The organism is Olivibacter domesticus (assembly GCF_900109575.1).
GTDB classification, from domain to species: domain Bacteria; phylum Bacteroidota; class Bacteroidia; order Sphingobacteriales; family Sphingobacteriaceae; genus Olivibacter; species Olivibacter domesticus.
Window position 1 is genome coordinate 385,875 of sequence record NZ_FOAF01000002.1, and the last position, 20,179, is coordinate 406,053.

Below are 20,179 nucleotides of genomic sequence, written 5' to 3' on the forward strand. Positions count from 1 at the left end.
CTTCCACTCCAATTGCCTTAAAAGATATTTTATATATATAAAATATTACAATTGAACTATATAATACTAAATATTAAATATTAGTTAATTAACAATGCGTAGTTTAAGTTTTCATAGACTGCATTTTTTAATATTCTGGTGAAAATGGATGTTTTTTATTTCTTTTTAAGCAGTATTCTGTCTCCGGAAACCTCATACTGCAGATTAAGCGATTGACTCATTATTTCCATAATGGAAAGCAAATTAAGTTGTTTAAAGTCGGCCGTTAAGGTGTAGTTGTTTAATCTTGTATCATTCAATTCTATTTGGACCTTAAACGCGTTATTTAATGTATCAACAATTACTTTTAACGGCGTGTCTTCAAAAGAAATATTCTTTCGCCTCCACATTCCTACAGAAGAATCCTCTGTTTCTTTTGCTTTAACTAATTTCGTTTTCTGTTTACTAAAAGAAACTTTCTGATCGGCTACTAATAATACTTCCTGTGTTTGGCTCTCTTTCTGTACCAATGCTTTTTCAAGCAAATTTTGACTTTGCGATTGACTAACGGAAACCATTCCAGTAATAACAGAAACTTCTTCTCCTGCCTGCTCATCAGTTTTAATACGAAAACTGGTACCCAGCACCTTCGTTGTTAAGGCACCGCTACTGATAATAAAGGGTCTATTTTTATCTTTAGCTATTTCAAAGAAAATTTCACCTGCCATGGATAATTCCCTTCCATCTTGTTGAAAATTGGCTGAATATTCCACAGTAGATTTAGGATTTAACCAAATGATACTGCCGTCGGGTAGTTTATGCTTCATGATGGTTTTCGTCTTATTTTCTACCAAAACTACCTTTGTAGAAATTCCAAGCACATTCATTAACTGCCCTTGAAAGAGTACGATTGCTACCACCAATAGGAATAATGCAGCCACCCCCATAAATAACCTAATGGAATACCTATTAGATCGTATCTTATGAATTTCAGTAGCGGTCGACTTCGCTACAGAAGTAGAAATGCCCGACTTATGTTTTATATTCTGCAACATACGCAAGCGTATATCATCACGTTTTCTTAAGGCACTCATTTCCGAATTTGACCAGTTATCACCGATCGACTTATACCAATCCTCAACGATACTCGCCTCTTCAGGACTGCACGTTTTATCTAAATATCTTTTTAATAACGCTTCGGAAATTTCTTCTTTCATCTTCGGTCTCTTAAAGCCTTCGTTAATATATGTCTTGCAACATGGGCGTATCCCCTACTCTATCTTTAAAAAAAACATCTTTTTTTAAAATATTTATCTAAAATGACTATGCGAATTAATAAAAGAGTAGAAAAACATATATAATTAGCGCTTTGACGGCAATTTTTAATCTACCAAGCGCTTTCGTGAGTTGGTTTTCAACAGTTTTTTCAGAGATTCCAAGCAAATCAGCAATCTCTTTGTTTGTCTTAAATTCCTTCCTGCTCAATTCATAAATGTATCTACACTTTTCGGGCAGCAATCGAACATGTGATTCTATCTGCTCTTGAAGTTCATTAAATGAGATGATCATCTCAGTAGAATTATCAACATCTTTAAAACTACCTTTGACATAAGATTTATAATTATTTCTCACAAGTTCCTTCTGAAGATAACTTAAAACCAAGTATCTTACCGAAGTAAACAGGTAACCACTTATAGAGCTATGTATGGTAATTTTTTGACGGTTTAACCAAATACTTGTAAATAAATCTTGTATTATTTCTTCTGCTATTTCCGCCTTTCTAAGGCGTTTAAAAGCCTCTGCATAGAGCTTATACCAATATCGATTGTATAGTTCTTCAAATGAAGCTTCATTACCATCAATGCAGGCCCTGAAAAGATTTTCATCAGAAAACTTAGTTAAATCTTGCATAATTAAGCTTTAGACAATTCATGTAAGTTAAGCGATTCTTTACCCATCTGTTGCAACAGGTATTATATTGTATTTAAAACAATTTTCTTAAAACCCAAAAACCCTACGATGTTTAAAAAATTTATAATTTGGTCAGCGTATACTGTAAATGATATTCTTTGAAGAATTTAGTTCTTACCTTCTCGCAAATATTGAAAAAAAAACATTATTATCAAATTTTATCAATGCGAGTTAATACGATCATGTCTATCTTTTGCTAACTACCCCTTAAGCAGCTTACTATTCAAAAACCCGATCTTAGGTAAATTAAAATTGCGCTTTCTTAGTCTCATAAGAATAAGTATCGCCAGAATCCGAATAGTATGTAAGTTTAACAAGAGTAGGGATGATTTTTTTTCAGTGAGAAAATCTAAAAAAAAAGCTGCTTACCTAACACTAGATAAGCAGCATTCTACTTTCATTGTAGTATCCAACCGTAATTACCTGTAGAAATTATTTGAAGATGTCTAGATTTAATCAAACATCGTTAAAATCACAAGATTATGAAACAAAGTTAACTATCAAAACACGTATTTATTGCATACTTTTATAAATGAGATAAAATTGTGCATTAATAAGAAAATACGTGAATTATTATACAAAAATTCACCACTTCGACACTGTCAAGCAAATAGCAAATCCTAATAGATTTTAATCTGTTTATCTGCCAGCTATCGTTTTTTTTGTTAAATTGCCTAAAGGCATTTTGCATCTAGGCCGACAATAATATTTATTGAAAAATGGAAATTTTAATAATTTTATTTCTGATACTTCTCAATGGCATATTTTCTATGAGCGAAATTGCTTTGGTTTCTTCTCGTAAATTCAAGCTGGAAAGTGAAGCAAATAAAGGAAACAAAAATGCAGAGAGGGCTTTAGGCTTAGCGAACAGTCCAAATACCTTTCTTTCCACGGTACAGATTGGAATTACACTTATAGGCATCCTTACAGGTATTTTCAGTGGAAAAACGCTGACTTATGATCTTACCGGAATCATAAGTCGGGTACCAATATTATCACCCTATGCCGATTCTATAGCAGTGACCCTTGTTGTTGTCATAATCACTTATGTTACTATTGTATTTGGCGAACTGATACCAAAAAGGATAGGATTGAATTTCCCTGAGAAAATATCGGCCGCTGTTGCACAACCTATGACGATCTTATCAGCTATAGCAAAACCCTTAATCTGGCTGCTGGCAAAGACGAACGATCTTTTCCTGAGATTGTTCGGCATTAACGAAAAACAAGATGGCACCGCTACTGAAGACGAGATAAATGCGATCATTCGGCAAAGTACTGAAAGCGGAGAAATTCAAGAAATAGAACAGGATATCGTCAGGAGAGTTTTCTCATTGGGAGATCGAAAGGCCAGTGAATTAATGACTCATCGAAGTGACCTGATATGGTTGGATAAAAAGGACGATTCTTTAAAGATTAAAGAGAAAGTGAATAGTAATCCCCATTCGGCCTACCCTGTTTGTGATAAATCTCTTGATCAATTACTAGGATTTATTTCGCTAAAACAGTTATTTAGTAGGTCTACGGAAGAAGATTTTAATATCGAACAACATCTTAATAAACCTCTTTATGTTCCTGAAAATATGGCGGCCTATCGTGTATTGGAGCACTTTAAACAAAGTAAAATTCACAGTGCCATTGTAGTAGATGAATATGGCAGCATACAGGGTATCATTACGATGGATGATGTGACGGATGAATTGATTGGTGACACAATAGAAATTGATGAAGACGAATATCAGATTACTGTAAGAGATGAAAATTCCTGGCTGGTAGATGGCCAGTTTCCTTATTTTGAACTACTCGAACATTTACAGATAGAGGGAGAAAAAGAATCCGAAGGATTTACAACAGTAGGCGGTTTAGTCATTCATCAAACCAATCACATCCCTAAAACGGGAGAAAAAGTTAGATGGAAAGATTATGAACTCGAGGTAGTTGACATGGACGGTCAGAGGATCGACAAGGTACTTATTACCAAGATATAGTAGATCAAGGCTACTGAGCACCATTAGTCTATATTTGCATTTAATTATAAATATATTCTGATCAATGTATATATGAGTCCGTGGTGAGTCCATAGTAAGTCCGTTATGAATCCATATATTTTAGTTAAATATTGGATTTATAACACATAAAAATTGGGTTATATACCTAAAAATATATAACTTAGTATACTGTTGCTCTCCAATTAGCAAGAACAGGCTTTACCAGATTATAAACATTATGGCAATAAACGATAAGAAAGGGCATGTACATGGAAAAATTGGCCCTTTAGTCTACCGCTCGAGTGGCGGCACACAAATAGTTCAAAGTCGGCCACGAAAATTCGAGCAAACGGAAGCAACAAAATTAACCGGACACGAATTTGGCTTAGCGAGCACACAAGCAGCATTTATACGAAAAATAATCAATACACTGATAGATGCATCTGATGGACGGATGTTAAATCGATTTACCGGTGCAATCCGAAATTGTTTGCACCTTGCAGAAAAGGTGATCGGCAATAGAGACTTACATGACGTCAGCTTAGATAAGCTACGCGGGTTTCAATTTAATTTGGACGCACCTTTTGAACGGGTGATGAAAAAACAACCCCTCTCGCATGTAGACGATCAGGGCAATCTTTTCTTTCAACTAGCGATCGATGATCCTTATAAAGATTTCGCCTTTTTAAATTCAAAAAGAAACGCCACTGCAGGCATTAGAATATCCACTATTGCTTTTAACTTCAAGGATGAGTATTTTCAGGTTGTAGATTCAAAAGAATTTGAAGTTAAAACAACCTCTATTCAGTGGGAATCTAAGAAGAATCTTCCTTCCGGCGCCGTTATCTTCGTGATACTTTCCTTGCATTATTATCAAGCTGGCTGGTTAACAGATTTAAAACCGGTTATCGACCAGAAATACAATGCTTCTGGTATTCTACATGCCTTTCATACAACAGAAGCTATGTCTAATAAAGGAACTGGAGAAGAGTGGCACCCCATCGCACAAGCGATTGCTGCCCCAACAGCTACTAAAAACAAGTTGAAAGACATCGAAAATGTTATTATCAAAGAGCAGAAAAAGAAGAGTAAAAAAAGCAAACAAAAAACAAAAGAAGAACCACGATTGATTTATACAAAGAGCTGAGCCCGTCTTTTGAATTTTAATCTAAGGAATTATTTTCTTATCCTTTAATTCATCGAATAGATCAAAGAACATTTTTTCTGTATCCATAAATTCGTAAAAACCCATACGCCTTGCCTTGGTTCCATCCGAAAAAAAATCGTAGTCCCAAGAAAAAACAAAATCACCAAAACCCCATGCCGATACTTCCTGAAAGCTATGTTTTTCTAAGTTATATTTATCTTGTATCTGCTCCCACACCGTTGCTTTATCAGCCATAACGGTATGTAAAGGCATGTGTAATGGCGGTGCTACATCCATATGAAAATAAGCGGCTATTTTTGGCCAGAATTCGTTCCAACGAATAAGATCACCGTTAGTGATGTTGAATGCTTGGTTGGCACACTTAGGGTCTGTAGCCGCCCAAACCGTCGCTTTGGCCAATAAACCGGCGTCTGTTAGGTCCATTAATTTATCATAAGCGCCAGGTTTACCGGGAAATCGAAGGGGCAGTCCCAATTCTTTAGATATCGTTGCATAAACGGCAATGACCAAAACGAGGTTCATCGGATTTCCTAATGCGGTTCCAGCAACAACTGATGGCCTTAGCGCCGACCAACTCCATTTCTTTCCTTCTTGCTGCTTTTCCAAATACTGTTGCTGATCAACATTAAATTCTGGTGGCATATGTCCTGCATCACTTTCTTTGGCTGGGGTTTTAAAGGGCCCGTAATGTGCACCGTAAACCTTGTAGCCTTGCATTAAACTGATATGTTGCAAACCCGTTGCGACACGTTCGATTTCGGTTACGACATTCACCAGCATAGCAAGATTTGGCGGCACCAATTCTGCCCAGGAAGGTTTATCTTGATAGGCAGCATAAAAAATATGCGTGACGGTAGTTAACGATTGCAATTTTATTTTGCAATCTTCTTTATCAAGCAGGTCAACCGATAAATATTGGGTTTTTTGCGTGTTCACACCACCACGTCGTGAAAGTCCGATAATTTCCCAATCGCCCAGTTCTTCGAGATGCTTAATCAGATTACTCCCGATCACACCGTTGGCGCCTACTACCAGTGCTGTATTTTTAGCTATCATATTCTTAACTTTAAATTTGATTTATCTTCTATTTTAAACAAAGGTACAGCGAAAGAAACAGTTGTTTATTGTATAAAACTATGATAGATTTGTATCTATCTATGATGAAACGTTATAAGCAATTTGCCCCCATCCTTATTTCAGACTTTGAAGTATTGAAATGGCAACACCCTGTCCATAATCACAATCATTATGAATTGATCTATATCAGGCATGGTTCGGGTATACACTTTATTAATTCCGTGCCTATGAAGTATCAACAGGGTAATGTATTCTTGCTTGGGCCGGAAGAAGAACACTATTTTGAGGTTATTGAAAAGACACGGTTTATTTATCTTAAGTTTACCGATGTCTATATACATCAGCACAATATCATAAATAGCACGGTAAAACACTTGGAGTATCTCATCAAAAGCAGGGAAACACATCATTCAGGATTTAACCTTTCTCCAGTAGATCAGACTACTGTAGACCTTTTGTTCGAAGTAATTATTTCACTTAAAAATGATTTGATGAGAAATGAGCAGGTGATCTGGATGCAGGTACTTGCGTTATCTGAGATCCTGCAGCGAAACCTGCCGGAGATAAAAACCAGTATGAACCGAAGTCGTGATATGCAGGCTATCTTTTGCTATATCCACAAACATATCTACAATCCCGAAAATCTAAAGGCAGCCGTGATGGCAAGGCATTTCCATATCACGAGCGACTATATGGGGCCTTATTTTAAAAGGAATACGGGCACCACACTTAGAAAATATATCGGCGAATATCGGAATAGTTTGATCAGGAAAAGGTTGCACAGCGGACGGTTCACCCTTAAACAACTTGCCGCTGAATTTGGGTTGACGGATGAAAGTCACATAAGTAAACTGCTTAAAAATAATTGAAGAAAAACAATTTTTTAAGCTGGAAAAATTTAATTTTTCCAGCCTTCAGAAGAATGTTTTCTACCTTCTTTTGAGATATTTGATTGGTTACGATCGGATCCAACTAGGACATTTAGCTACCAACGCCCATTTTCGTTTTTATTCTATAGACCGTAAAAGAGTAGGGCGAAATCGCTACTTTAAACTTATTAGAGACCTGCTCCCCTATTTCAACTGGCTGACATTTAAGATCGGTAGGATCGCCTTTCAGCGTAATTTTGGTTGCCTCTTCGTCTAATACGATATTGTCTCCAAAATCTATATTGGTTTGCACTTCCGTAGGTAACAGGTTTACAATTTTCAAAATCAAATCTCCTGATTTTTCTTCTTTTACAGCAGACACGCCAAAACGTTTGCTAACGGCTGGTTTGGATTCAGAAAGTACAATGTCCGAAGAGAAATAGGTATCACCACTATGTTGTCCATACAGTTGTTGCACGTAATATCCAACAGTAGGCTTAACTTCCTCATTATTAAAGTAAATCAAATCTGGATTCCACTGGGTATGCCCCTCCTTCGCTAATAAAGGAGCATAAGAAGCCATATGTACGACATCTCCATTCCGTTCCAAAGACGTTAAATATAATGCTTCGGCTAGGGCAGTTTCCAGATTATTAGGCCTTCCGGGTAAATGAGCTGCATACTCCCCTAAATAAACCTTTGATTTTGACCGGTCATAGCGATCATAATAATCTTGATTATGGATAAACCAACCTGGCGACTGATAATAATGTTCATCTACCATCGGAATTTCCAGCGCATCGGCAAGCTCCCAACCTTCGCGGTAATCTGTTCCATCTGCACTAGGCCCCACGGTACCGATAACAGTAATCGCTGGATATCGCTTCTTCATAGCCGCAAAAATCAAGCGAAAGCGTTCCTCAAATACATCTGTAATGAGATCTTCATTTCCTATACCGATATATTTTAGGTTAAAAGGTTCAGGATGTCCCGCGGCAGCACGCTTTTTACCCCAAATACTGTTCTTGTCGCCGTTGGCATACTCTATCAAATCAAAAATCTCTTGTATATATTCATCCATATCTTCCATAGGAATTCCTCCCTGCTGTCCAGCCCCTCCCGTTCCCGAATTTTGACAAGGTACCGCTGCAGGCACAACTGGTAGCGGCTCTGCGCCTATATCCTCGCAAAATTGGAAATATTCAAAATAACCAAGACCGGCAGACTGATGGTAACCCCACAAGTTCCTCTGAGGTACACGCTCCTCTAAGGGGCCAATCGTATTCTTCCAGCGATACATATTTTCCAAGCCATCGCCATGGGCCACACATCCGCCCGGGAAACGGACGAACCGTGGTCGCATATCGGCAATAGCTTGAGCTAAATCAGCCCGCAATCCATTCTTTCTATTCTTAAAGGTACTCTCCGGAAAGAGCGATATCAAATCAAAAGCATAAGTGCCAGCTTTTAGCGGTTTTACTTCTAACGTAGCGGATACCGCCGATGTATTTGCCACAATCTTATCCTGGTATTGCTTCCAATTACCGGCAATGCCCTTTATAATAGTACTTCCATAAACAGTGCCATCGTCGCCAACCAGACGAATCTCTACACCAGTTTTTATACCATTCAATGCGCGAGCAAAAAACGAGCAGAGGTAAGTTGCTCCCTGCTTAATTGAAATACCATCGAAACCTTTGTTTTGCAAACCGGCACCAACTGACGGAAGATCAAGTACAGCGTAGAACTTGTTATTTGGATGAATAGGACTCACGCTATCAATATGGAGCGAACCTTTACCTTGTACCTTCCAAGCTGTTTGATGATTCCATGTTTCGTCCTTCCCCTCCTTATCAGACGGGCGATATTCAAAGCCTCTATTTTGCACCAGTTCAGCATAAAGTCCGCCATCAGCTGCGTAGTTAATATCCTCAAAAAAAACACCCATTAAAAGATCACTTATTTTACGTGGGTCGCCCGTTTGAACATGTATGTCCGCCTTTAAAGAATCCAACGAAGCAAAACGTTGATGATCGTCTTTCGTTTGTTCGGACCATAGTGTGTACTTGTACGCAGCCAACGCTTGCGCATTCAGCAAAGCATCTATCTCTCCCCAAGCAACTTTATTAATGGATCCGATTTCCCGCTTATTGCCTATATATATCTCCTCCCTATGGGTGGGTAAGGTATCAATGACAGCAGCCTTACTATAGGTTTTAAAATCGGAAGTTGCAGTTTTGTAATACTGTATTTTCCCTTCCTTTTCAGTGCGCCAGCCGATTGTAGTATTTCCCGAAGCATCCTTATATACAATAGGGTCTAAGCAGTTCCCATCTTGTATCATTTCGGTATAAGATTGTCGCTGCCATTTCACCAGATCTTCCGATTGCGCATGCGCTAACACATTGTCTTCTTCGTTCACCGACCAAACGCAATGCCACATACCGTTGGCGTCTCTATAAACAAACGGTCTAAGCATCCGTTTCTGTGCTCCCCAACGGCCATAGTCGCACCGTAAAAAACCGTGGTCTGGTCCAATCGCATGCCATATTTGTTTATCCGTGCTCCAAGCAAAGTGCAAACCGGCTCTACCGCCGTCGTTTAAACTTGCATAAGCAAACAGGTAAGCAGAATCAGGTTTCAACGAAGTACCACTATGAAAACTCCAAGTAGTAAGTGGAAGAAACAGTGAACAAAACATCAAAAAAAACAATCGATTTATCATCATTCAAGAAATTGGTTTGCAAAAATAAATCTGACCCAGTGAGGTCTTTAACAATAGTGCTATTTAACCGCTTATGTTATAAGTGTTATTAACACATTTATTTTCAAACTTAAACAAATTTACTTTCAATCGCAATTATATTTCCGTTACATGTACAGTTAAGGCATCAATCTGTTCATTGCTCTTGAAACCTATCAATGTTTGTAAGCTAAGACGATCATTACCGAAATATCAGATGTTTTGTATAATGTACTATAAACTTATTTCATACATCAAGATGAACTTTAATCAATATGTGGATCATGAAATGAAAAGGCATTACCAACAACATGTAAAAGGATCGCTTCCGATAAATTTTATATTTTTCCGTTATCCTCTCTGTGGCTTAGAAAGACTCAGAAATTAGAAAAGAATTAAAGAAACATAAATCTAATTGGCTGTTCTTGGACAGATAATCAATTTTTGGTTGACTTTCCTGCCATCGTTTCCAGTACGGCAACATACTCCGTCGATGTTCAAGATACTCGTCCGGAATGTTTTCAAAAGGTTCCATTACAAAAGTAACTGACTTGTGCGCTGTCCAGATCCAAGTATCATCCTTCAAGATGGAATCAGACGAACGCATATTCCACTCGGGGATATTTATCATGCTAAATTCATCTGTTTCAGTATCAAAATAAATCCCGGCTTCAGCAAGTACTTTCGGATCAGTGTAACTACCTTTTAAAGCAGCATTCAACTGTTGGTTATGCTTGTTTAAAATTATCTTTTCTACAGTCAGACCATTAAAGTTTTTCTGTTTAACATTCGTGCAGAATTCTGCTATTTTTCGTAATTCATTTGCTACCATTAAGCTATCATCCGTTAATATAATAATCGAAAAAAGGTCTTCCTGAAGAATTTCAAAGGTTTTGTCAACAGGATTAATTGTAATGCTCACTTTTCGGCTAACAATACTAGCATCTTCCATTCCGATAATGGAAGCAATTGCAAAAAACAAAATGTTTATCGGATTCATACGTGTGAAATGTTTTAGAATGCTATAATTTTTTTACTCTTTTCAACTTTTACTCTTTTACCAGAAATTAGCTGTAGGCAAAGCATAAAAGGTCGTATCCTGTACATCCTGCCATGGTGCCTGATTAAACTGCCAACATTTTTCGATCTTGTCAAAGCTTTTTCCGATATCCATTGTTCCCCATTGGTAACCTGTTTTGTATGTGTTCCCATTGACTGTTATCGTTCCGAATATGGTGGGATAGGACGATCCGGATACGCCATTGGTATATTGAATGGCATTTTCCAGTTTCAAGGTTGTACACGCCGGAAATTTAACAATCTCTTCAATATCTCCGATATTTTTCTGCTCTTGTGCATACTGCCATTTCGGATGCAGGCTGTCCAACAAAGTGTAGGGGTATTGACTATTTTCGTTCGATCTAAGTTTTTCCTCGAATAAAACCGTTTCCCTAGTAAGCAGAACGGTCTGTCCGATCCATTCTTTGAATGGCTCATACTTATTGAGATTGGTGGATTTGGTCTTTACTGTTGCATAAATGATAAAGATAAGAAAACCAATCCCCCCAACGATGACCAATGCAATAATGCCCATAATTTTCTTTGTTGTCATCTTACTTTTTGTCTGTAATGTATATTTCCGTCAGGTCATCGTCTGATATGAAACGTATGTTATAGCCCGTCTGCTCCTTTAATTTCACCAAAGGCATACTTTCTGTTTCAAAATCCGTACTGTTGAGCTTTTCTTTTGATTTATGGCCTCTGTTCATCTCGGTCGACTTCGCGATATGATAAAGATCACCATCCACCTTGAGTACTTTAAACCATCCAAAACGGATTTCTGCACCCATCGGATTTCCTTTTTCTTTATAGATTTCATAATTGCCGAAATAGATATCACCTTCCGCCGGAGCTTGATCCATGGCCACGTATTCGGCAGGTTTGGGTAAAGGAGGTTTGACACTTTCATAGGTCAGATAGCCAAAGAATGCGATGATCAGCAATATAAATATCCAACCTACGATAGTCAATTTGAATATAAAGGGTGGTTTGGGTGCTTCGGCTACTTTATGCGTAGCGAAGGTCTTCATCTCCGATGTCCAGTAGCGTCGGGAAATTTTCTTCCGCGCTACATCGTCCCAAAATTCACCATACGCTTTTTTGGAATAGACCGAACAAATGGCTGTTCTCATCAATGTCCGATAAACACCCAATACCATAGGGTTGTTTGGGGTCTTTGGATTTTGAAGCCCATCGGCATGATGGGCACCTTGTTCTATTTTATTAATTAAAAAAAACATACTAATTTGTATTTATTTCGTTTAACGATTTGTTTGAATGCCTGTTAATCATTTCCCAATTGAATGGATCATCCTCTAGCTTATTATCCTCTTTATTACAAGACGCAAGCACCAAAACCATGCTTGACACGAATAAAAAATTACTTCTCATAATAATTATCTTATTTGTCAATAAAATCAAATTTGTCTTCGAACAGTTTTCCGATAACCGGTAGAGGCTTTTTTACTTCATTGGCAGCGGTGATGATACCCAATACCATTAAAATCAAGAAAATGATACTGACAGCACTGAGTATAGTGCCCAAAGAAGGAATTATCATCAACACAACACCTACTATCGTATTAAAAATCAATGCAATGATCAGCAATCCCAATCCTTGTTTCAGATGATATTTACTCAAATCGTTTCGTTGCTCTTTTCCGGCAAAAAAAGCTACCAGCCATAAAATGCCAAGATAACTTAAAATAGATTGTACTTTCGGGTTCATAATTTTTTAAAAATTTATTAATTCAAAAATCAGCATAACCAGGAAGACAAGACCTATTCAATCCTTCACATAGCATCTACACGATTTATAGATGTATATACAAAGTATCTACATGAAATTAAAACATTTGAATATCAATACATTACACCTATATCACTAAGCTATTTTAACAGGGAATAATTCGGATATGGTCTGCTTTTTTCATTATTTTGTTTCTGACTGTAGATAGAAAGAAGCATGAAAATAAGATTTGCCCTATATCACATTATAATATTGTTGCTCTGTTCGTCCGTTAAAGCACAACATATACAATCTTCCACAAAGAAGATATTGGATGAGTTCGATGAGTATCAATTACAAAACCGATCATTGGAGGCGAGTAAATTACTGGATTCCAGCATAAATATTACCGCATTACCTGTTGATCTTGCATATCTGTATGCTTATCAGAGCGGCATATACGTTTCTATGGACAGCTTGCTTTTAGCCAAGAAGCTTGCTGACCTGAGTATGAAAAATGCTCAAAAAGCAAAAAGCAAGACAGCAATGGCGGTTGCTTATCGTGCCAAAGCGTTTCTCAATAACAGGATGGATATGCCGGATGCAGTGGTGAAAGATGCTCTGGAAGGGTTAAAGCAGGTAGAAAACACCGATGAGGACCTTGCTACCAAATATCATCTGAATTATTTGTTGTACGGAGCTTATAGTAAATGGGATGACAGTGATAAAATGGAGCATTATATCCACAAGGCCCGTTATTGTGCCATAAAAGCAAATAATGTCAACCTTCAGGTCAACATCAGCAACGGAATTTCCAGTATGTTCCTGACACGTTATCGAAAGGACAAACAGCATGCCCTGCTCGACAGCAGTTTTCATTACTTGAAGACTTCATACGAGTTATTGAAGCAGTATCCCGAAAAGATAAGCGGTAATACCTTCGTGATTACCTGCATCAATCTGGCTAATCATTACCTGGATTTTTCGGACGAGTCTCTTTCTACACGACAACAAAGAGCGTTTGACTACCTCGATCTGGCGGAAGAAAAAATGATCCGTAAAAAGGCTACCTCCGAAAAATGGGGCAACATTTTTGGCATCAGGAGCAGTTTTGCCAAAAAGCAGGGAGATCTACAGCTTTCCGAGCAATATCTATTGCGCGGGCTGAGCCAGTTAATGAATTCCAGCGGTAATTATTTTAGGCTGGAGTATGCGATCAATAAGGAGCTCGCAGACCTTTCGCTGAAGAGGAACGATCCTAGGACTGCATTTTCTTATCAGCAAAGAGCGGAGGAACTGCTCAAAAGGTCATTTAACGAACAGCAGCTCTTCAACGCACAGAAACTGGAGATACAATATGAAACCGCAAAGAAAGACCAAGAACTGAAGCTATCAAAACAACGGGAAGATTTCCGCCGCAGGCAAAACTACCTTTATGGTGGTATCGCCTTTACATTACTTATTGGGCTGATATTCATGTTTATATCCTACCACTTCAAGCTTCGGTATTCCATTGAACGGGAGAAAAAATTGGCACAGGAAAAAGATGATGCCGAACTGCACGCACAAATGCTATTGAAATTAGAACACGAAGAACAGGCACGCTTAAAAGCTGAGCAGGAATTATTGGACATCCGAAAGCAGCAATTGGAAAAAGAAGCACTGGCAAATTCGTTGATCATTGACCGTAAAAACAATACGCTCAAACAGATACAGGAAAAGATACAGACAGGAGAAGCCAGTCATATTCAAAAGCTGATCAAAGAAGAAATGTTACTCCAATCTGATTTTGAAGAAATCAAGATGCAAGTGCAGGAGTTGCATCCCGATTTCTTCAACAGGTTAAGTGAAAAAGCCGTACAGAAACTAACCCCACTGGATCTGAGATACTGTACCTATATTTATCTCAAAATGACCACTAAGCAGATAGCACAAGTGCTACATATAGAACCACAGAGCGTTCGGATGTCCAAGTACCGGTTGAAGCAGAAATTCGGATTGGGAAAAGAAGATGATCTGGAAGTTTTTTTAGGTGAGTAGTATTCGCTGACCTGAGGTTGTGAGGCAATAAGATCGAAACTGCTGCCCTTTATGCCCCACTTGACCCAGTTGGTCCTTTGGTAGCAGGCCAGGTAGATGGTTTTATGGCGAAGGCATTGATGCGTGACGAACACCGATCGGTACAAAAAATGGAATAGCATCTCATGATTTGTACATTGATATGGAAGGTCTTTTAGTTTCAGGAGAAAAAGTTCATTTACGTTCAGTCATGTCAGGCTTAAAAGGAGGCTCTCATCTTATTAACAATAGCTTAAAAACTAAAAAACCCGGATTAAAAACTTTTTCAAGCTCTCAATCCGGGTTTGTACCCAGAGCCGGGATCGAACCGGCACGGTTTCCCACTAGTGTTTGAGACTAGCGCGTCTACCAATTCCGCCATCTGGGCATCATTATTCCGCTAAGGGGACGCAAATATATCTGTTAAATAAACAACCACCAAATAAATTTTAAAATTTATTTGGTGGTTGTTTATTTAAGGAAGTTTGTCGCTAAAAGCCTTTATAAGGTCATTACCTAATGCAAAAATCATCAAGGCAACGATTATAACAAAACCTACTACCTGTGCCCTTTCCATAAATTTATCACTTAAGGGTTTACCTTTAATCATCTCAACAATGAGAAAGATTGCATGCCCGCCATCCAGTGCCGGTATTGGCAATACATTCATAAGTGCCAACGCCATTGATAAAAGACCTACTAAGCTCCAAAACTTCACCCAATCCACTTCTCCTCCAAACATCCTTGCTATTCCAACAGGCCCGGATAATGCTTTATTTGCCTTTACCTGTCCTGTTACCACCTTCCCTAAAGCTTTTGCATTATCGGTTAGAGAACCCCATGCTTTAGAAGCACCTATCGGCAAGGCTTCTAGAAAGGAATATTTGATCTGCTCTTGCGGAATGCGGCTAATATCTCTTCCCGTGTATATTCCCAACTCACCTTCTGCACCCAGCTTCACCTGCAGTGTATCTAATTTGCCATTCCTTGAAAAGGTAATGGATGCTTCTTTGTTCTTACTGGCCAATAGCTCATCCGACATCTGATCCCAGAAAACAATAGGCTGTTGGTTTATAGATACTAAGCTGTCTCCTGCTTTTAAACCAGCCTTTTCTGCAATGCCGCCCTTTTTTATCTGTTCAATATGGGTAATTCTGAAACGTGGAATAACAAATTCATCGATACCTAAATCCGACACCTCATTTAATATATCACCAGGAACCGTTAAATCAACCAGTTCTCCGTTACGTGAAACGGTTAATTTTGTATTACCAAGTAACACTTTGGGACTTCTGACATCTTCAAAACGCACCACTCGCTCCCCATCAATAGCTGTAATTAAATCCCCACTTTTGAGCCCTATCGCCTTACCGATAACGCCTGGCGCCAAACCATCTGCTAAGCGATCGTTTGGAATAAACGTCTCACCATAACGAAGGGTTAGCATCCAAAAAATAAAAATACCTAAAATAATATTGACAATAATACCTGCTAACATGACAATTAGTCGCTGCCACGCTGGCTTTGATCTAAATTCCCAAGGTTGTGGTTCTCCTTTTAATTGTTCGGTATCCATTGATTCGTCAATCATTCCCGCAATCTTCACGTAGCCACCGAGCGGTAACCATCCAATACCATATTCACATCCCTTATACGTAAACTTAAAGAGTTTTACTCCCCAGGCATCAAAAAAAAGATAAAACTTCTCCACTTTTATCCCAAATGCACGAGCAGCTAAAAAGTGTCCTAACTCATGCAAAACAATCAAAATTGACAAGCCAAGTAATAATTGGCCCGCCATAACTAATCCACTCATTCTTTTATTTTTCTATTTGATATATTTTTTTCTTCTTTGTTACTAATTCTTTGGCACAAACCCTTCCAGCTTCGTCAATCGCTAGGTAGTCGTCAAGAGTAGGGCTGTCAATGAAAGGTATTTTTTCCAATGTTTCACCAATTACCACACTCATCTCCACAAAGCCTATTTGATCGTTCAAAAATGCTGCCACTGCTACTTCATTGGCAGCGTTAAGTATGCATGGCATATTTCCCCCTTTTTTTATAGATGCAAAAGCCAGTGCAAGATTTGCAAAAGTGTCCATATCAGGTCTTTCAAAAGAGAGGTTCGGATATTGTAGAAAATCAAAGCGCTCAAAATTGCTCGGCAACCGTTCCGGATAGCTCAATGCATATTGAATAGGTAATTTCATATCAGGAAGACCCATTTGCGCTTTTAAAGAACCATCTTCGAACTGTACCAATGAATGGACGATTGATTGAGGATGTACGACTACGTCTATTTGTTCAACCTGAAGATTAAAAAGCCATTTCGCCTCAATTACTTCCAGCCCCTTATTCATTAGAGAAGCAGAATCAATGGTGATTTTCTGGCCCATTATCCAATTGGGGTGCTTGAGCGCTTCCTTTTTGGTAATGGTAGATAAGTATGCGATGTCCTTTCCTCTAAAAGGCCCCCCTGAGGCTGTAAGATAGATTTTCTCTATAGGATTGTTGCTTTCTCCTACTAAGCACTGAAAAATCGCTGAATGCTCCGAGTCAACTGGCAAAATTTTAACATCATGTTTCTTAGCCAGGTCCATTATCAGTTCGCCCGCTACCACCAAGGTTTCTTTATTTGCTAAGGCGACATCCTTTCCGGCCTTTATGGCCGACATGGTGGGCTTTAACCCTACAAACCCTACCAAAGCAGTTAATACAACATCTACGTGCTCTCTTTGAACAACTTCACTCAAGGCTTCTTGACCGCCATATACAGCTATTTCTAGCGATTTTAGAGACGCTTTGACAAGTTCGTACTTTCGTTCATCGGTAATGACAACTGCCTTCGGCGAAAACTCTTTGGCTTGCGCAATTAACAATTCGGCATTGCTACCCGCTGTAAGCACCTCTATCTCAAAAAGCGCTGCGTGTTCTCTTACTACGGCTAGGGTTTGTGTACCTATACTCCCTGTAGAGCCTAATATGGCTATTCTTTTTTTAATCACTTATGTAATGTTGTATATGGTCAGCAATAGACCTATCATTTGCTAAACGAGGCAACTTATTCTGACCCCCTAATTTACCCAAAGATCGCATATAATTTATAAAAGCGTCCTTTTTCATCGATCGAATAATCAACGGTTGCAATACTTTGCCTTCTATCAGATCAAAATAATAAGTATTTTTATGTTGCAATGCTTGATCTACTTTGCGTCTAAAATGCTCTAAATTTAACGGTGCCTTTCCAAACTCCACAAACCATTCATGATAAGGAAGTTGTCCCGCTCCCGGATTCACCTGGGGAGCTACTGTAAACTCAGAAATTTCGACACCTTCTTGGTTAGCCACGCTTAACAAAGCATATTCAACCTCTTCTCCTATAACATGCTCGCCAAATGCCGAAATATAGTGTTTTATTCTACCAGAAACAATAATACGAAAAGGATTGAGGGAAACAAATTTTATTGTATCACCTAAATTGTATCCCCATAGCCCCGCATTTGTATTTAGTATTACCGCATAATTAACGTCCAGTTCGACTTCATTCAATCCCAATCTCGTGGGGTTTTTACTGAAAATTTCATTGACAGGAACAAACTCAAAAAAAATTCCCGCCTTACATAGGAGCAGCATTCCCTTCTCCTGCTGCGAATCCTGATACGCAATAAACCCTTCCGAGGAAGGATAAGTTTCTATGTCGTCTATCTTTTTCCCAATCATTTCCTCGATCCTAGCACTATAGGGTTGAAAATTCACTCCTCCATGTACAAAAAGACTAAAGTTCCTAAAGATATCCTTAATCTTTTTTCCATTAGCTCTTGCCGACAGTCTTTCAAAATACATTTGAACCCATGGTGGAATACCCGAAATAAGACGCATATCCTCCTGCAACGTTTCTTCCACAATTGCCTCTACTTTTGTTTCCCAGTCGTCTATACAGTTTGTCTCATAACTTGGTAACCTGTTTTTTTGTAAATAAGAAGGGATATAATGCGCGACAATGCCCGAAAGTCGTCCAATCTTAATACCATTTCGCTCTTTCATTTCCGGACTTCCCTGTAAAAAAATCATTTTCCCATTAACAAAGGCTGTGTTACCCGTCTCGTGTATATAACTAAGTAATGCATCCCTGGCGGCATTAATATGCTCGGGCATTGATTCTTTTGTTAAAGGAATATATTTGACACCTGAGGTCGTACCTGATGTCTTAGCTAAATAAAGTGGTTTACCAGGCCAAAGAATATTCGATTCTCCCGCAACTACCCGATCAATATAGGGACGTAATGCCTCATAATCTCTTATAGGTACATTCTTTTTAAAATCATTGTATGATCGAATTGTTGAAAAATTATGGTCCCTACCAAAAGCAGTATCCTGAGCTTGCTGCAAGAGCTCTTTCAGCACGATTTTTTGCGTTTTCACAGCATTATATTTCCATTTATCAATTTTCCTCGCCACTATTGCAGCGAAAGGTTTGCTCATCGCAGCTTTTAATCCCATAATACCGTTGATAGCCGATTGAATTCTATAATCAAATAATATTTTTGATAAAGGTAGGGTCTTCCTCGCCCTTATATTCTTTCATCATCTGTCTATATGCCAATGCAATAGCAACACTCGAGAGAGGAACTACTAAAAACGAATTTACTAAACTCAATCCTGCCGACAGCATAGGGTATCCTCTATAGTTCGAATAAATAGACAATAAATGTAAGATGGTCAAAAAAGTTAACAATAATAACAATTTCAGAAAATTCCCTCTTGTTATTGCAAAACTAAGACGTATTGCTTTGAACGGCTTTTCATGTCTATCAATAATAAAAAAGGGATAAAATGCTACACGCATCATAAAACAGATCAAAAAAATTATTGAAAGGAAGGCAAATAAGTCGACCGCCTTTGCTGTACTTTTATAAATATAAATTACTGGCAAAATAAGAACCGCCAATAACGCAAATGCTATTAGGATAATCGCCAGTAAGGACAACATGCCTACAAAAAAATAGCTGATTTCCTTAGTTGTTGGAATAGTATCCTGAAGTGTTAAATGCTCATTATCTTTATCTACAACGTGAAAGATATATTTGAATAACGTCAATTGTATGCCAAAATAAATCACCACGAAAGAAAATGCCATAAAGGAACTTAAAATACGACTAACTTCGCTAAAATAAAAAGCTAAAATGCCAGAGGCATTTGACGTTAAAAAGAGCAATAGGCAAAGGCCGGCAATTGAAAAATAATGCCTTTTTAGTACAAGCCAGGCATCATTTATCACTTCATTTACAGCAAAAGTACTATCTTTAAGGAACTGGATCATTCTATATTAAATATTACATGCAAACCTACCACAAAATTTTTTATTAGCCTCATCTTAGTGAATAAGTATTTTTGTTCTTAAAGTTAAAAAAATATATTCACCTGCTGATCGGCAGCCGTTAAAAAACGGTATTAATAAAGTCTCAAACAATCTTATCGATCTACTGTTAACGTATCGTGAAATATGATTACTTTATAAAAATAACCTTATCAAAAAAA

General features: G+C 38.1%; 16 protein-coding genes and 1 tRNA gene. 4 read left to right on the forward strand and 13 right to left on the reverse strand.

Features of this window, described 5'->3' with window-relative positions; genetic code table 11:
- Positions 1–155: 155 nt before the first annotated feature.
- Both BMY50_RS12250 and BMY50_RS12255 read right to left on the reverse strand, forming a co-directional pair.
- Positions 156–1,196 carry a FecR family protein gene (locus BMY50_RS12250; RefSeq protein ID WP_093324611.1) on the reverse strand — a complete coding sequence of 347 codons (1,041 nt, stop codon included), beginning with the start codon at positions 1,194–1,196 and terminating at the stop codon, positions 156–158.
- Between the two features lie 115 nt (positions 1,197–1,311).
- The gene (locus BMY50_RS12255; protein ID WP_093324613.1) at positions 1,312–1,890 is read right to left on the reverse strand and encodes an RNA polymerase sigma-70 factor; all 579 of its coding nucleotides are present in this window, start codon (positions 1,888–1,890) and stop codon (positions 1,312–1,314) included.
- Between the two features lie 779 nt (positions 1,891–2,669).
- On the opposite strand from BMY50_RS12255, the gene BMY50_RS12260 reads away from it, so the two are divergent.
- Positions 2,670–3,938: a hemolysin family protein gene (locus BMY50_RS12260; RefSeq protein ID WP_093324615.1), complete on the forward strand. Its 1,269-nt coding sequence runs from the start codon at positions 2,670–2,672 to the stop codon at positions 3,936–3,938.
- Between the two features lie 238 nt (positions 3,939–4,176).
- Positions 4,177–5,085: a hypothetical protein gene (locus tag BMY50_RS12265; RefSeq protein WP_093324617.1), complete on the forward strand. Its 909-nt coding sequence runs from the start codon at positions 4,177–4,179 to the stop codon at positions 5,083–5,085.
- A gap of 21 nt (positions 5,086–5,106) precedes the next feature.
- On the opposite strand, the gene BMY50_RS12270 is transcribed toward BMY50_RS12265, so the two are convergent.
- A complete protein-coding gene (locus BMY50_RS12270; protein ID WP_093324619.1) occupies positions 5,107–6,162 on the reverse strand; it encodes an SDR family oxidoreductase in 1,056 nt (351 codons plus the stop codon).
- 80 nt (positions 6,163–6,242) lie between these two features.
- On the opposite strand from BMY50_RS12270, the gene BMY50_RS12275 reads away from it, so the two are divergent.
- The gene (locus BMY50_RS12275) at positions 6,243–7,052 is read left to right on the forward strand and encodes an AraC family transcriptional regulator (protein WP_093324621.1); all 810 of its coding nucleotides are present in this window, start codon (positions 6,243–6,245) and stop codon (positions 7,050–7,052) included.
- A 112-nt stretch (positions 7,053–7,164) separates the two neighbouring features.
- On the opposite strand, the gene BMY50_RS12280 is transcribed toward BMY50_RS12275, so the two are convergent.
- From BMY50_RS12280 to BMY50_RS12300, 5 genes are all read right to left on the reverse strand, one after another.
- On the reverse strand, positions 7,165–9,780 hold the full coding sequence (locus tag BMY50_RS12280; RefSeq protein WP_238383744.1) for an alpha-L-arabinofuranosidase C-terminal domain-containing protein: 2,616 nt from the start codon (positions 9,778–9,780) through the stop codon (positions 7,165–7,167).
- Positions 9,781–10,162: 382 nt separating this feature from the next.
- Positions 10,163–10,795 (reverse strand): hypothetical protein, encoded by a 633-nt coding sequence (locus tag BMY50_RS12285; RefSeq protein ID WP_093324623.1) that lies wholly within the window; start codon positions 10,793–10,795, stop codon positions 10,163–10,165.
- Between the two features lie 57 nt (positions 10,796–10,852).
- Positions 10,853–11,407, reverse strand: a complete 555-nt coding sequence (locus BMY50_RS12290; RefSeq protein WP_093324625.1) for a hypothetical protein — start codon at positions 11,405–11,407, stop codon at positions 10,853–10,855.
- 1 nt (position 11,408) lies between these two features.
- The gene (locus tag BMY50_RS12295) at positions 11,409–12,095 is read right to left on the reverse strand and encodes a hypothetical protein (protein ID WP_093324627.1); all 687 of its coding nucleotides are present in this window, start codon (positions 12,093–12,095) and stop codon (positions 11,409–11,411) included.
- A gap of 161 nt (positions 12,096–12,256) precedes the next feature.
- Entirely contained in the window at positions 12,257–12,583 is a 327-nt protein-coding gene (locus tag BMY50_RS12300) for an import component protein (RefSeq protein WP_093324629.1), read from the reverse strand.
- A 237-nt stretch (positions 12,584–12,820) separates the two neighbouring features.
- On the opposite strand from BMY50_RS12300, the gene BMY50_RS12305 reads away from it, so the two are divergent.
- On the forward strand, positions 12,821–14,623 hold the full coding sequence (locus tag BMY50_RS12305; protein WP_093324631.1) for a helix-turn-helix transcriptional regulator: 1,803 nt from the start codon (positions 12,821–12,823) through the stop codon (positions 14,621–14,623).
- A 326-nt stretch (positions 14,624–14,949) separates the two neighbouring features.
- On the opposite strand, the gene BMY50_RS12310 is transcribed toward BMY50_RS12305, so the two are convergent.
- The 5 genes from BMY50_RS12310 to BMY50_RS12330 all read right to left on the reverse strand — a co-directional run bounded on the left by BMY50_RS12310 (position 14,950) and on the right by BMY50_RS12330 (position 19,961).
- Positions 14,950–15,029 (reverse strand) — tRNA-Leu (locus BMY50_RS12310).
- Between the two features lie 87 nt (positions 15,030–15,116).
- On the reverse strand, positions 15,117–16,457 hold the full coding sequence (rseP, locus tag BMY50_RS12315) for an RIP metalloprotease RseP (RefSeq protein WP_093324633.1): 1,341 nt from the start codon (positions 16,455–16,457) through the stop codon (positions 15,117–15,119).
- Between the two features lie 4 nt (positions 16,458–16,461).
- Entirely contained in the window at positions 16,462–17,643 is a 1,182-nt protein-coding gene (locus BMY50_RS12320; RefSeq protein WP_093325782.1) for a 1-deoxy-D-xylulose-5-phosphate reductoisomerase, read from the reverse strand.
- The gene (locus BMY50_RS12325) at positions 17,639–19,141 is read right to left on the reverse strand and encodes a GH3 auxin-responsive promoter family protein (RefSeq protein WP_093324635.1); all 1,503 of its coding nucleotides are present in this window, start codon (positions 19,139–19,141) and stop codon (positions 17,639–17,641) included. Before BMY50_RS12325 ends, BMY50_RS12320 begins: the two co-directional genes overlap by 5 nt.
- Before the next feature lie 31 nt (positions 19,142–19,172).
- On the reverse strand, positions 19,173–19,961 hold the full coding sequence (locus tag BMY50_RS12330) for a beta-carotene 15,15'-monooxygenase (protein WP_093324637.1): 789 nt from the start codon (positions 19,959–19,961) through the stop codon (positions 19,173–19,175).
- Positions 19,962–20,179 lie beyond the last annotated feature (218 nt).